We start from the raw sequence: 13,155 nt of genomic DNA, 5'->3' as shown, positions 1-13,155 counted from the left end.
TTGACCCACAGCTCGCGCACGGCGGCTTCGGTGATCAGCGGAATGTCCGCCGCCGTTACCGCGTTGGCCAGGCGGCCCATCAGGCCCACGCCGGTCTTCTCGGGCGTGGCGTGCATGCGGCGCACGCTGTGGCCGGGGTACAAAAATCCATCGAGCACCTGCCACTGCAGGCCATGGCGCGCTTGCAGTGCATCGAGCGCCGGGCCGATGGCCTGGGCATAGGCCTGCACCAAATGGGGCGCTGCCCTGCCCTTGGCCTTGGCGCTGATGTCAGCGGCAAACCGCTCCGGGCTGTCATCAATGCCCGCCGCGCGCTGCGCCTGCGTGCCGGGCGCGGGGATAAAGCCGGATGACAAGGCCGAAGAGCCCAGCGGCGTGGCATCGCGCTCCAGCACCGCGCAGTCCACACCGGCGTCGTGCAGCATCAGCGCCGCCGTGAGGCCACAGGCGCCGCCGCCCACGATGATTACTGGCACATGTGCGTCCTGCGCCACGGTGCCGGGCATGTGCTCGGCATGGCAGATGCGGGGTGTGCTCATGGGCGCATTCATGCGCAAGGGGCGGCCACAGCGGCAACAAAGTCGGCGCAGGTCAGCACCTGGGCCACGTTGGCCATGTCGGCCACCGAGGTGTCGTGCACTGCCTGCTGGAAGGCCGCGCAGCCGTCGGACAGCACCAGCGTCTGGTAGTCGCGCATGTGTGCATCGCGCACCGTGCTGGCCACGCCCCCGTTGGTGACGATGCCGCACACGGCCACGGTGGTGATGCCTGCGCGGCGCAGCACCCAGTCCAGCTGGGTGTTGAAGAAAGCCGAATACGCCACCTTGCACACCGACACGTCCACCCACGGTGCGATCTCGGCCACATGGGCCTGGCCTGTGCTGCCGGGCGCAAAGTCGCCGCGCCGCAGAAACGGGCGCAGAGCCTTGAGGTGGGGCGAGACCATGGGTTCGCCCTGCGCATCGGGCCACAGGGTGAACTGGCTGCCCACCACCATGCCGCCCGCCGCCTTGAGTGCCTTGGCCACCGCTGCCACCCGGGGTGGCAAGGCCTGGGCGGCAGCGCTCACCGCGCCACCGCGCGCGTAGGCGCCGTCCGGGGCCAAAAAGTCGTTTTGCAGGTCGATGATGACCAGCGCCGTGTGGCGCGGGTTGATGCTCAGGTTAGGTGCGCCGTGGCTCATGCTGCGCCCTCCCCGTCGGCCCGCACCAGCAGATTGCCCAGCGGGTCCACCGTGGCGCTGAAGCCAGGCTCCAGCCACACCGTGGTGTCGGGCTGCTCCAGGATGGCCGGGCCGTCGACGCGGGTGCCAACGGGCAGGTCCAGCCGTGCGTGGCGCACGGCGTCCCACCAGCGGCCGGCGTGGAACACACGCTGCACGCCCAGCGACGGGTTCACGGTAGTGGTCTGCGGTGCCAGCACCGTCAGGTCGAACTTGGGACGCACGCCCACGCGGGCGTAGCGCAGGTTCATCACCCGTACGGCAATGCCCTCGAGCACGCGGCCAAAGGCGGCGCGGTAGGCGGCCTCGAACGCGGCGCGGATGCCTTCGTGGCTCAGCGCATCAGCCGCCACGGGCACCTGCACGGTGTGGGTCTGCCCGGCGTAGAGCATGTCCAGCGCAATGATTTCCTGCACTTCCACAAACTTCACGCCCGCTGAATCCAGGCGCTGCTGGCAGGTGGCTGCGAGTGTGGCCACGCGCTGGCGCAGGTCGGCCACGTCCAGGTCGACCAGGGGTTTGTTCAGCGTCTGCACCGCGTCGTGGCGCATGTCAGCCATCACACAGCCCAGGGCGGAGGTGACGCCGGGGTAGCGCGGCACGATGCCCGTGCCCACGCCCACCTCGCGCATCATGGCGCACACATGCAGTGCGCCGCCGCCAAAGGGCATGTAGGCAAACTGGCGCGGGTCGTGCCCGCGCTCGATGGACACCACGCGCACAGCGCCCGCCATCTTGGCGTTAGCCACCGTGAGGATGGCTTCGGCGGCTGCCATCACATCCAGGCTCAAGGGTTGGGCCACATGGGTCTCGATGGCGTCGCGCGACTTTTGCGCGTCCATGGCGGCCAGCAGGCCTCCGCCCAGGGGCCGGTCGGCGGCAATGCGGCCCAGCAGCACATTGGCATCCGTCACCGTGGGGCGCGTGTTGCCCCTGCCATAGCAGGCCGGGCCGGGGATGCTGCCAGCCGACTCGGGGCCCACCTGCAGCATGCCGCTGGCGTCCACCGAGGCAATCGAGCCGCCGCCTGCGCCAATGGTCTCGATCTGGATCATCGGCGAGCGCACCACCATGCCAAATTCGATGGCGGTCTGCGCGGCCAGCGCCGCCTCACCCTTGGCAACGAGGGACACGTCGAACGAGGTACCGCCCATGTCGCCCGTGATCACATCGGGGAAGCCTGCCGCCCGCGCAATCGCCGCGCAGGCAATCACGCCCGCCGCCGGGCCCGAGAGCGCGGTGCGCACAGGCACATCGCAGGCCGTCTGGCGCGACATCACGCCGCCGTTGCTCTGCACGATCAGCAGCTCGCCGCCAAAGCCCTGCGTACGCAGGTCGCCCTCCAGCCGCTCCAGGTAGCTGCCCACCACGGGCTGCAGGGCGGCGTTGAGCGTGGCCGTGGAGCAGCGCTCGAACTCGCGGATTTCGGGCAGCACCTCGCTGGCGGCCGTCACATGCGGGTTGGGCCACACGCTGCGCACGGCGGCCACGGCGGCCTGCTCGTTGGCGGGGTTGGCGTAGGTGTTGATGAAGAACACGCAGACAGCCTCGCAGCCCGCCTCCAGCAGCGCGCGCGCCTGGGCCTTGACCTGCTCGATGTCCACGGGCGTGTGCACCGTGCCATCGGCCAGCACGCGCTCGTCCACCTCCAGGCGCAGGTTGCGCGGCACGATGGGCTCGAAGCTGCCGCGCAGGCCCCAGGTCTGCGGCCGGTCGCGGCGGCGCATCTCCAGCACGTCCCGAAAGCCGCGGGTGGTGATGATGCCGGTGCGTGCTACCTTGCGCTCCAGCAGCGCGTTGGTGCCTACGGTGGTGCCGTGCACGATGGTGGCGATCTGCCCGGCCGAGTCGGCCACACGCGCCACGCCATTCATGAAGCCGCGCGCCTCCTCGCCCCGGGTGCTGGGCACCTTGACGATGCGGGCGCTGCCGTCACGCTCGTCCAGCACGAACAGGTCGGTGAAGGTGCCGCCCACGTCCACGCCCACCACATAGGACGCCTCGCTCAAAGCCTTGTCCGAAACCTTGCCGCTGCTCATGCCTTGCCTTTCAATGCTTTCAGTGCGTTAGGGACGCTCACATAGCCCATCGCCAGATCCTTCTCACGCGCTGCCGCATCCCGCGCGGCCGGGGCACCGTAGCCACCACCGCCAGGGGTCTCCAAGCGCACGCGCTCGCCCTGCTTCAGGCGGATACCAATCATCTTGGAGCGCATGGGTGGCTGCTTCCATTCACTATCGTTTTCATAGCTGAAGACGTTCATGGAACCGGCGCTACCGCCCGAAATGCCTTGGGGAGACGCCTTGCCACGCTCGCCAAAGATGAAGACCTCAGCGTCTTGCTCCAGCAGCTCAATCTCATAGATGGCGCCCAGGCCGCCTCGGTGCTGGCCGTCGCCACCCGAATCGGGCCGTAACGCCCACTGCGTGAAGCGCACGGGGTACGCAGCCTCCAGAATTTCGAGCGGCGGGATGGTGGCGGTGGAGATGGGCGCGTTGCCGTGGCTCAGGCCATCGCCATCGCTGTGCCCGCCGTGGCCGCCGCCAAAAAAGCTGAACATCACCCAGCGCTGGCCCTTGCGCGCGGCATCGGTGCGGTGGCCCGCGATCGACAGCGCGTTGATGGTGCCGTAGGCCTGGGCCATGGCGCGCCTGGGGTCGGCCTGCGCGGTGGCGCTGAAGATCACGTCGATCATGCGCAGGATGGTCTCGGTGTAGCCACCCACCGGGCGCGGCCGCGCGGCGCTGATCACGAGGCCCTCGGGCAATACAAAGTCCACCGCATCCAGCACACCGGCATTGGCAGGCACATCGGGAAACAAATGCTTGAGCGCCACGTAGCACGCCGCAATGGCCGTGGCGCGCGAGATGTTGACCGGCCCCGCGCACTGCGGCGAGGTGCGCGAGAAGTCCAGCGTCAAGCGTTCGCCCTGCACCGTCATGTCGAGGGCGATGGTCAGCGCCTCGTCCTTGACGCCGTCGTTGTCCAGGATGTCGCTGAAGCTGTAGCGCCCGTCGGGCAGCGCCGCGATGTGCGACTGCATGAGCTTGACGGCGCGCGTGCGCAGCTCGCCCATGGCCTGGTGCACCACGGCGTCACCATAATGGTCCAGCAGGTCGTGCAGGCGGCGCTCGCCCAGGTCCAGCGCGGCCAGCTGGCCGTTGAGGTCGCCCCACAGGCTGTCGGGCAGGCGGGTGTTGGCCTTCAGGATGGCCAGCACGTCTTCGTCAAAGACACCCGCGCGCACGATGCGCACGGGGGGAATCTGCACCGCCTCTTGCCAGCACTCGGTGGCCGCCGGGTTGTAGTTGCCGGGCACGTTGCCGCCCACGTCGTGCCAGTGCGCGGCCGATGCCAGAAAGCAATACAGCTTGCCGCCGCGAAAGAAGGGCCGCACCAGCTTGAAGTCGTTGGCGTGGGTGCCACCCTCGTAGGGGTCGTTGAACAACCAGGTGTCGCCCGCCGTGATGCCACCGCGCTCGCCCGCTGCCCGCATGGCAGCGCGCACGGCGAAAGCCATCGCCCCCACAAACACGGGCAGGCCCGATTTGCCCTGCACCAGCGTGTCGCCACTGGCGGCGTCGTACAGGCCGTGGCAGGCATCGTGCGCCTCGGCAATGATGGGGTTGAACGCGCTGCGGTACAGCGTGGCATCCATCTCGTCGGCGATCTGCTCCAGGCGGCCGCGCAAGACGGCCAGGGTGACCGGGTCCATAGCGGGCGGTGCGGTGGTGGTGTTGTGTTCAGCCATTGAGGGCCTCCTTGCCAAAGCGGGTGCGCAGCTGGTTCAGCAGACCGCCAGCGCGCACCATGTCCATGAGAAACGGGGGAATCGGGTCGCAGGCCAGCACACGGCCCTGGGGGGTGATGACGGCGGGCGCCTGCCAGTCGAGCGTGACGGCATCGCCGTCACCCAGCGCACCCAGTGCATCGGCCTCGGCGCAGGTCAACAGCAGCAGGCCCAGGTTGAAGGCGTTGCGAAAGTAGAGACCGCTGAACGACGGCGCGATGACCGCCACAATGCCCAGCCTCACCAGCACGGCGGCCGCCTGCTCGCGCGAGGAGCCAATGCCGAAGTTGGGCCCGGCCACGATCACGTCGCCCTTGCGCACGCCGCCCACGAAGTCGGGCCGCACCGATTCGAGGCAGTGGCGCGCCAGCACGTCCAGGCCGTGCTTCATGGCATGGCCGGGGGCGAGTACATCCGTGTCGATGTCAGCGCCAAGGCGCCATACCCTGTGAATATTCGTCATGTCGTTCATCCAACGCGCGGTGTATGAAACCGGCAAGGCCCAGACCAGTGCCACCGTGGAACTGGCTTTGCCAGGCCACCGGTGGCGTCCCCCTCCCGCGCAGCGAGAGAGGGGGAAGGCGCGAAGCGACTCAGGGGGTGAATCATGCTCATGCGAGTACCTCGCGGGGGTCGGTGATGCAACCGCGCACGGCCGATGCCGCCACGGTGTACGGCGACGCCAGATACACCTGCGCGGTGGCCGAGCCCATGCGGCCCTTGAAGTTGCGGGCGGTGCTGGAGATGACGGTGGTGTTATCGCCCACCGTGTCGCCATAGCCTGCGCAGGCACCGCAAGTGGTAGGGAACAGTTCGGCCCCCGCGTCCTGCAGCACCTGCAGCACGCCCTCGTCGCGTGCGGCGGCCTGATCCTGCTGGCTGGCAGGGGCCACCATCAGGCGCACTCCATGGGCCACGCGTTTGCCACGCAGCACCGAGGCGGCAGCGCGCAGGTCGTCCAGCTTGGCACCCGTGCAGGCGCCGATATATGCCACGTCGATGCCCTGCCCTGCGTGCTGTGCCACGGGGGCGGCATTGGCCGGGCTGTGCGGCGCGGCGACCTGGGGCGTGAGCGTGGTGGCGTCGAAGGTGTGGCGCGTGAGGGCTGCGCCTTCATCCGTGCGCCAGGCATCCAGCCCCTGCAGGTCTGCGTCGGGCACGCCCGCCGCCCGCAACCACTCGCGTGTGGTGGCGTCGGGGGCAATCAGCCCGGCCTGGGCGCCCAGCTCGGCGCTCATGTTCGAGAGCGTCATGCGTTCCTGCATGCCCAGCGCCTGCACCGCGGGGCCGGCAAACTCCACGGCCTGGTACTGCCCGCCGTTCATACCAAAACGGCCAATCATGTGCAGCATCATGTCTTTGGCCGTCACGCCCTGGGCCAGCTGTCCGCTCCAATGCATCTGCAGGGTGTGGGGCACGCGCAGCCAGATTTCGCCGGTCACCACCACGCCCAACATCTCGGTGCTGCCGATGCCAAACATGTAGGCACCAAAAGCACCGCCTGTGGGCGAATGCGAGTCGCCGCCCACGCAGAACATGCCGGGGCGGATATGTCCGTGCTGGGGCACCACCACATGGCAGATGCCCTGGCCGTCATACACATGGGGCAAAGCCTGCTCGCGCGCCCAGTCGCGGGCGATGCGCACGATGCGGCGGGATTCTTCGTCGCGCTCGGGCAGGTAGTGGTCCATGACAAGGACCACGCGCGATTTGTCCCAGATCTGCGCGCCCAGTTCGTCGAGCATGGGCTTGAGGCGCCGGGGGCCGGACGAGTCGTGGAACATGGCGAGATCCACCCGGCAGTTCACGATTTCACCGGGTGTGACGCTGGCGCGGCCGCTGGCGCGGGCCACCAGCTTCTGGGCCAGGGTGCTGGCCACAACATCAGGGGTGGCGGTCATTCGGGTTTGGCTCCGGCAAACTTCACCACCTTGGCCCAGCGCGGGATTTCAGCCTGCACAAAGCGCGCAAACTCGTCCGGGCTGTTGCCCACGGGCACGGCACCCTCCAGCTCCAGGCGCTTTTTCACGTCGGGGGTGGCAATGGCCTGGCGTGCGGCATCGCTCAGGCGCTTGGCCAGCTCGGGGTTCATCTGCCCCGGGCCAAACAGGCCAAACCAGGCGCTGGATTCGTAGCCCGGCAGCACCTCAGCAATCGCAGGCACATCCGGAAAGGCGGGCAGGCGCTTGGCACTGGTCACGCCCAACGCCTTGAGCTTGCCCGCGCGGATCTGCGCCTGTGCATTGCCCACGGCGGCGAACATCAGGTCGACCTGCCCGGCCAGCACATCCTGCAACGCTGGCGCAGTGCCCCGGTACGGAATGTTGACGATGTAGGCGCCCGACTGCATCTTGAAGGCATCGCCCGCCAGATGCAGCGATGAACCCACCGCGCCAATCGCAAAGTTGAGCTTGCCAGGCTTGGCCTTGGCCAGTGCGATCAGCTCACGCACATCTTTGGCAGGCAGCGTGGGGTGGGCCACCAGCACCGAGGGCGAGGTGGCCACACAGGTCAGCGGGGTGAAGTCCTTGACAGGGTCGAACGGCAGCGAGGGGTAAAGGCTGGCGTTGATGGCATGGCTGGTGAAGCTCATGAGCAGCGTGTTGCCATCGGGTGCGGCTTTGGCCACCGCGTCGGCGGCAATGTTGCCGCCCGCACCGGGCCGGTTCTCGACGATCACGGTGCGGCCCAGCAGGCGGCCCATTTCGATGGACAGGGTGCGCGCCAGGGTGTCGGTGGAGCCGCCGGCCGGGGCGCCGACCAGGATGCGGATGGGCGTGGACTGGGCAAAGGCCCGCCCGCCCATCAGCACGGCCGGCACAGGGGCAAGAGCTTGGAGGATTCTGCGGCGTTGGATCATGGTGTGGTGTCTCCTTCTTCAGTCACAGCGCAGGCATCACCGTGCCTTGGTCAAACGGGATGGCACGGGCGAGGAGCATGGGATTCAAAGGCCCAGATAGGCGCGGCGCAGGTCGTCGCTGCGCAGCAGTTCGTCGGGCGCGCCAGAAAAGCGGATGCTGCCGTTTTCCATCACGTAGGCACGGTCCGCAATCTCCAGCGACTGGCCCACGTTCTGCTCGACCAGCAACACTGCCAGCCCGGTGGCACGCAGCTGGCGAATCAGGCCGAACATCTCCTCGACCAGCAGGGGCGACAGGCCCAAAGATGGCTCATCCAGGATCAGGAGGCGGGGTTCGGCCATCAGGCCCCGGCCAATGGCCAGCATCTGCTGCTCGCCGCCACTCATGGTGCCCGCGAGCTGGGTGGTGCGCTCCTTCAGGCGCGGAAAGGAGGCAAACACCTTGTCGATGTTGTCGGCCCGGCGCTCCCGCGCGCGGGTGAAGCTGCCCAGCGAGAGGTTTTCGAGCACGCTGAGGTTCGGGAAAATCTTGCGCCCTTCGGGTACCTGGATCAGCCCGGCCTTGACGACCTCGGTGTAGTGTGCGCCGCTCAGGTCCGCACCGCCAAAAGCGACAGTACCGTCCCAGGCCTTGTAAATGCCACACACGACGTTGTTGAAGGTGGATTTGCCCGCGCCGTTGCTGCCCAGCAGGGCCACGGTCTCGCCGGGCTGAACCTGCAGGTCCACGCCCCGCAGGACCTCGACGCGGCCGTAGCCGCCGCGCAAGCCCGCCACGCTGAGCAAGGGGCTGGATGCGGACGATGGGACGGCGCTGTTCATGCGGCCTCCTTCGCGGCAGCGGCACGCAGGCGCGCCGCCGTGCCGTGGCCCAGGTAGGCCTCGATCACGCGCTCGTCGGACGTCACCACGCCCGGGCTGCCCTCGGCAATCAACTGGCCCTGCGCCAGCACCCACACATGCTCGGCCAGGTTCATCACGGCCTGCATCACGTGCTCGATCATCAACACGGTCACGCCACCATCGGCAATGCCGCGCACCACGGGAATCATCTCGGCAATCTCCTGGGGGTTGAGGCCCGCCAGCACTTCATCGAGCAGCAGCAGGCGCGGTTGTGTCGCCAGCGCGCGCGCCAGCTCCAGCCGCTTGCGGCCCGCCACTGTGAGGTCGGCTGCAGGCTTGTCCAGCTGGGGCGAAAGGCCCACGCGGGCCGCTACGTCGCTGGCCAGCGCCAGCGCCGCGCGGCGGTTGGGCTCCTTCAGGTGCGCGCCCACGGCAATGTTTTCACGCACGGTTTGTGCCGCAAACGGCTGCACGATCTGGAAGGTGCGCGTCATGCCCAGCCGGGCATTGAGATGGGGCGCCTGGGCGGTGATGTCCTGGCCTGCGAAGCGCACCGTGCCTGCGTCGGGCCGTACAAAGCCCGACATCAGGGCAAACAGCGTGGTCTTGCCTGCGCCATTGGGGCCAATCAGCGCCGTTAACGAACCTTCTGGCACCGCCAGGCTCACGTTTTGCACGGCTTTTAGGCCGCCGAAGGATTTGCTCAGGCCACTGAGCTGCAACAGGTCATTGGCCATGGCGGCCTCCCGAACGTTTCCACACCGCCACCACCGACTGCCCAATGCCTGCGATACCACGCGGCAGGAACATCACGATGAGCACCAGCACCACGCCGTAGATCACCATGTTGATGCCCGGCAGCTGCCCGAACAGGTTGCGCGTGATGTCGGCCAGGATGTGCAGCACCAGGGCGCCCAGCACGGGCCCCCAAATGGTGCCGATGCCGCCCACGATGGCGGCCACCAGGGCTTCCACCGACGTGACGGAGCCGTAGGCAATGCCCGGGTCGATGTACTGGAACACCTGCACATAAAACGCACCGGCTGCGCCCATGAAACCGCCCGACAGTGCGATGGCGCCCATCTTCACGTTGAAAGGATTCACGCCAATGGCGCGCGCCGCGTCTTCGTTGTCGCGCACGGCCTGCAGCCAGGCACCAAAGCGCGAGTTCTTCAGCCACCAGCTCACCAGCAGCGCCAGCGTGACCAGCGCCAGGATCAGAAACACATAGCCCTTGCGCGATCCGAACTGCATGTTGCCCAGAGATTCCTTGAGCGGCAGCATCAGGCCCACACCCGCCCCGGTGAACGGCACCGACAGCGCCAGGATGCGGAACACCTCGGCAAAGGCCAGTGTGACCAGCGCAAAGTACGAACCCTTGAGCCCGTAGCGGAACGACAGCCCGCCCACGAACAACCCCACCAGCGCACTGCCCGCCACGGCCATGGGCAAGGCCACCCAGGGGTTGATGCCGCCTTGCATCTGCGCAATGGCCTGGATGTACGCTCCAGTGCCAAAGAACAGTGCATGGCCAAACGAGAACTGCCCGCCAAAGCCGCCCAGAATGTTCCATGCCTGGGCCAGCAAGGCGGCGTAGAGCGCCATCATCACGAAGTTGAGCAGCACGCCGGAGTCCGACACGCCCGTCAAGGCCGCCACGATGGCCGCGAACACTCCAATGGTCCAGAGTTGCTTCATGCCTTGGCTCCAAACAAGCCCTGCGGGCGGAACAGCAACACCGCGATGAAGATGGCAAAGATGCCGATCTGCCCCAGCGATTCGCCCAGATACAGGCCGCCCAGCGACTCCACCACCCCAATCAGCAGCCCTCCCACCAGCGCGCCGGAAAAGCTGCCCATGCCGCCCAGCACCACGATGGTGAAAGCCACCAGCACAAAGCCGCTGCCCACCTGCGGATTCACGTAGTAAGCCGGTAGCAGAAAACACGCGGCCGCCCCCAGGCAAGCCAGGCCGATGCCAAAGCTCATCGCGTACACGTGGTCCACGTTGATGCCCATGAGCTTGGCGCCATGCTTTTCCTTGGCCACGGCACGGATGGCGCGGCCCAGGTCGGTCTTGCCGACGATCCAGAGCAACACGCCCGACACCACCAGCGCCCCGGCAAAGGCCACCAGCTTCGGAAGCGCAATCATGGCGGGGCCTACAGCGACGGTGGTCAGCGTGTAGGCCGTTTCGATGGTGCGCGTGTCGGACTTGAAGAACAGCAGGGCGAGGTTCTCCATCACGATGGAGATGCCCAGCGTGACCAGCAGGATGTTCTCGTCCTTGCCGTGGCTGGCGCTGTTGATCACCAGGCGCTGCAGGCCATAGCCCAGGGCGAACATGCCAGGCACCAAGATGGGCAGCGCCAAGTAGGGGTCGAGCCCGAAGTGCTGCTTGAGCAGGTACACGGCGTACAGCGCCAGCATCAGCGACGCGCCATGCGCGAAGTTGATGATGTGCAGCACGCCGTAGATCAGCGTGAGCCCGAGCGCGATCAGTGCATAGACCGCGCCCGTCGTCAGGCCGTTCAGGAGGGAGGGAAAGAGGATGCTGAGCTCGAACATGGGTGTGGAGTCCGGCGTTCAGGCAAAGGCGCGGCCTGGCGCTCCGCGTGGGAGCGTCCCGCAGCCCCTGCATTCAGGGCCGAAAAGTGGTGGGTGTCAGGCCTTCAGCGGGAAGAGCGGGTCCGCTTCGCGATAGTCGCGCGGGATGATGACCTTGATGTCCTTGTTCAGCACCTGAGTCATGAGCGGCTGGGCACCCTGGTTCTGTCCATTGACGAATTTGGTCGGGCCGTACGGCATGATGTGATCGGCAAAGGTGCTCTTTTCCAGCGCGTCGATGAGGGCAGCACGGTCCATTGACTTGGCGCGCTCCAGCGCATCGGCCAGCAACCACATCGAGGTGTAGGTCATGAACAGCTCGTAGCTGAAGAACAGGCCCTTGGCCTCGACCCGCTTCTTCAGGTCCTGCGCGCGCTTGTCCTTGGGGTTGAACCAGTGGTTGCAGTCGATGATGCCGTTGGCAGCGTCCGGAAACTCCTTGACGAACTTGTAGCTCGACGCCGCCCCACCCAACACCGAGTAGATCGCCTTGGGCGTGACCTTTTGCTGCTGCATGGTGCGCACCAGCAGCGCGTACTCGTTGTAATAGTTGGCGGGGATGACGATGTCGGGGTTGATCGCCTTCATGCGCAGCACGATGTTGTTGAAGTCGCGCGTGGGGTTGGCGTGCTTGACGACTTCCTTGACCTCGTAGCCGTAGCCGGGCAGCTCCCGCGCCAGCAGCTGCGCAGTGCCGGTGCCAAACAGCGATTCTTCATGGATGATCATCACTGTTTTGGCGGGCTTGCCTGCCGCCGTGTTCAGCACATGCAGGTTGGCCACGGCGGTCTCGGCGCATTTCTTGTAGCCGGGGCCAAAGCGGAAGGTGTTCTTGAGGCCGCGCTCCACAATCTGATCGGCCACGCCCACATCCACGATGTGCGGCAGGTTGTACTTGGCGGCGGCCTGCGTAGTGGCCAGGCAGATGGCCGAGGCAAACGCCCCCACCACGGCGGACACGCCCGCTTCATTCATCTTCTCTACCTCGGCGGCACCGGCCTGAGGCTGTGACTGCGCATCGCCCAGCAGGGCTTCGAGCTTGGCGCCGCCCAGAGACTTGATGCCACCAGCCTTGTTGATGTCTTCAATGGCCATCATCGCGCCTTCGCGGCATTGCTGGCCCGAATAGGCCAGTGCGCCGGTCACCGGGTGCAGCACCCCCACCTTGACGGACTTGGCCTGCGCCCCGCCCACCAGTGGGAAGGCCAGCGCCGACGCGGCGGCAGCCGACTGGGACATGAAATGGCGGCGAGTACTCATGGGCATTCTCCTGGCAGGTGGGTCGGGTTGAGGTTGGAGGAACGGATTCAGTGGAACTGGGCCGACAGCTCTTTGCTGACCCAGACCTTGGCGTCGATGCTGCCCACACGGGACAACTGCATTTCGTATTCGTAGCGGTCCGGCCGGTACAGGCCGTGCAGCCACTGCACGGGGCGCTCCTGGTCGTCATAGATGAGACGGCGCACAGCCAGCAGTGCCGAGCCCACCGAGACATCCAGGTGGCGGGCCACGACAGCGTCAGCCAGCTTGGCCGAGATGGTTTGGTGCGCGCGGCCCACGTTGACGCCCGACTCTTCGAGCAGCACCAGGATGGGCTTGCGCGCCAGCTCGCGCCGTCCGAACTGGCGGGCAATGTCGGCGGGCACATAGGTGGTGATGTGCGACAGCGGCCCCTCTTTGGTGCTCCGCACCCGGACCGCCTTTTGCACGGCGTCGCCCACTGCAATATTCAGTGCACCGGCCACGGCACGCGATGCTGTGACCGTATCCACATCCAGCACCTTGACGGAGGTGCGCAGGCCCATGCTGACCAGGTTCTCCAGCAGGCCGGTGA

General features: G+C 66.9%; 13 protein-coding genes. All 13 read right to left on the bottom strand.

Annotated features, from left to right (window positions below; genetic code table 11):
• Window positions 1-539, bottom strand: a 539-nt coding sequence (locus tag DBR23_RS30415) for an FAD-dependent oxidoreductase (protein ID WP_233250351.1), incomplete at its 3' end; no start/stop codon positions are given.
• A gap of 8 nt (window positions 540-547) precedes the next feature.
• A complete protein-coding gene (locus DBR23_RS08840) occupies window positions 548-1,183 on the bottom strand; it encodes a cysteine hydrolase family protein (protein ID WP_108497994.1) in 636 nt (211 codons plus the stop codon).
• Entirely contained in the window at window positions 1,180-3,261 is a 2,082-nt protein-coding gene (locus DBR23_RS08835; RefSeq protein WP_108497993.1) for a hydantoinase/oxoprolinase family protein, read from the bottom strand. The genes DBR23_RS08840 and DBR23_RS08835 overlap by 4 nt, the downstream gene beginning before the upstream one ends.
• Complete coding sequence (locus tag DBR23_RS08830; RefSeq protein ID WP_199227670.1) at window positions 3,258-4,973, bottom strand: hydantoinase B/oxoprolinase family protein; 1,716 nt, start codon at window positions 4,971-4,973, stop codon at window positions 3,258-3,260. Before DBR23_RS08830 ends, DBR23_RS08835 begins: the two co-directional genes overlap by 4 nt.
• Window positions 4,966-5,484, bottom strand: coding sequence for a 3-isopropylmalate dehydratase (locus DBR23_RS08825; RefSeq protein WP_108497992.1), 519 nt, complete (start codon window positions 5,482-5,484; stop codon window positions 4,966-4,968). Before DBR23_RS08825 ends, DBR23_RS08830 begins: the two co-directional genes overlap by 8 nt.
• 139 nt (window positions 5,485-5,623) lie before the next feature.
• Window positions 5,624-6,913, bottom strand: a complete 1,290-nt coding sequence (locus DBR23_RS08820; protein ID WP_108497991.1) for a 3-isopropylmalate dehydratase large subunit — start codon at window positions 6,911-6,913, stop codon at window positions 5,624-5,626.
• Complete coding sequence (locus DBR23_RS08815) at window positions 6,910-7,872, bottom strand: tripartite tricarboxylate transporter substrate binding protein (RefSeq protein ID WP_199227669.1); 963 nt, start codon at window positions 7,870-7,872, stop codon at window positions 6,910-6,912. The genes DBR23_RS08820 and DBR23_RS08815 overlap by 4 nt, the downstream gene beginning before the upstream one ends.
• 84 nt (window positions 7,873-7,956) lie before the next feature.
• Window positions 7,957-8,694: an ABC transporter ATP-binding protein gene (locus DBR23_RS08810; protein WP_108497990.1), complete on the bottom strand. Its 738-nt coding sequence runs from the start codon at window positions 8,692-8,694 to the stop codon at window positions 7,957-7,959.
• Window positions 8,691-9,452: an ABC transporter ATP-binding protein gene (locus DBR23_RS08805; RefSeq protein WP_056744787.1), complete on the bottom strand. Its 762-nt coding sequence runs from the start codon at window positions 9,450-9,452 to the stop codon at window positions 8,691-8,693. The genes DBR23_RS08810 and DBR23_RS08805 overlap by 4 nt, the downstream gene beginning before the upstream one ends.
• Window positions 9,442-10,413: a branched-chain amino acid ABC transporter permease gene (locus DBR23_RS08800; protein ID WP_108497989.1), complete on the bottom strand. Its 972-nt coding sequence runs from the start codon at window positions 10,411-10,413 to the stop codon at window positions 9,442-9,444. Before DBR23_RS08800 ends, DBR23_RS08805 begins: the two co-directional genes overlap by 11 nt.
• A complete protein-coding gene (locus DBR23_RS08795) occupies window positions 10,410-11,282 on the bottom strand; it encodes a branched-chain amino acid ABC transporter permease (RefSeq protein WP_108497988.1) in 873 nt (290 codons plus the stop codon). Before DBR23_RS08795 ends, DBR23_RS08800 begins: the two co-directional genes overlap by 4 nt.
• 96 nt (window positions 11,283-11,378) lie before the next feature.
• Window positions 11,379-12,581 (bottom strand): ABC transporter substrate-binding protein, encoded by a 1,203-nt coding sequence (locus DBR23_RS08790; RefSeq protein WP_108497987.1) that lies wholly within the window; start codon window positions 12,579-12,581, stop codon window positions 11,379-11,381.
• 47 nt (window positions 12,582-12,628) lie between these two features.
• Window positions 12,629-13,155: GntR family transcriptional regulator (locus DBR23_RS08785; RefSeq protein ID WP_146191289.1), on the bottom strand; the 527-nt coding region annotated here is incomplete at its 5' end.

The organism is Acidovorax sp. HMWF018, from assembly GCF_003061035.1.
GTDB lineage: Bacteria > Pseudomonadota > Gammaproteobacteria > Burkholderiales > Burkholderiaceae_C > Acidovorax > Acidovorax delafieldii.
The sequence above is the reverse complement of the archived record's forward strand: the minus strand, read 5'-3'. Positions and strand labels throughout refer to the sequence as shown.

What these genes read in the sequence shown, in the direction of transcription:
- DBR23_RS08840 (WP_108497994.1), bottom strand. Translation starts at nt 1,183, where the DNA reads ATGAGCCACGGCGCACCTAACCTGAGCATCAACCCGCGCCACACGGCG.
- DBR23_RS08835 (WP_108497993.1), bottom strand. Translation starts at nt 3,261, where the DNA reads ATGAGCAGCGGCAAGGTTTCGGACAAGGCTTTGAGCGAGGCGTCCTAT.
- DBR23_RS08830 (WP_199227670.1), bottom strand. Translation starts at nt 4,973, where the DNA reads ATGGCTGAACACAACACCACCACCGCACCGCCCGCTATGGACCCGGTC.
- DBR23_RS08825 (WP_108497992.1), bottom strand. Translation starts at nt 5,484, where the DNA reads ATGAACGACATGACGAATATTCACAGGGTATGGCGCCTTGGCGCTGAC.
- DBR23_RS08820 (WP_108497991.1), bottom strand. Translation starts at nt 6,913, where the DNA reads ATGACCGCCACCCCTGATGTTGTGGCCAGCACCCTGGCCCAGAAGCTG.
- DBR23_RS08815 (WP_199227669.1), bottom strand. Translation starts at nt 7,872, where the DNA reads ATGATCCAACGCCGCAGAATCCTCCAAGCTCTTGCCCCTGTGCCGGCC.
- DBR23_RS08810 (WP_108497990.1), bottom strand. Translation starts at nt 8,694, where the DNA reads ATGAACAGCGCCGTCCCATCGTCCGCATCCAGCCCCTTGCTCAGCGTG.
- DBR23_RS08805 (WP_056744787.1), bottom strand. Translation starts at nt 9,452, where the DNA reads ATGGCCAATGACCTGTTGCAGCTCAGTGGCCTGAGCAAATCCTTCGGC.
- DBR23_RS08800 (WP_108497989.1), bottom strand. Translation starts at nt 10,413, where the DNA reads ATGAAGCAACTCTGGACCATTGGAGTGTTCGCGGCCATCGTGGCGGCC.
- DBR23_RS08795 (WP_108497988.1), bottom strand. Translation starts at nt 11,282, where the DNA reads ATGTTCGAGCTCAGCATCCTCTTTCCCTCCCTCCTGAACGGCCTGACG.
- DBR23_RS08790 (WP_108497987.1), bottom strand. Translation starts at nt 12,581, where the DNA reads ATGAGTACTCGCCGCCATTTCATGTCCCAGTCGGCTGCCGCCGCGTCG.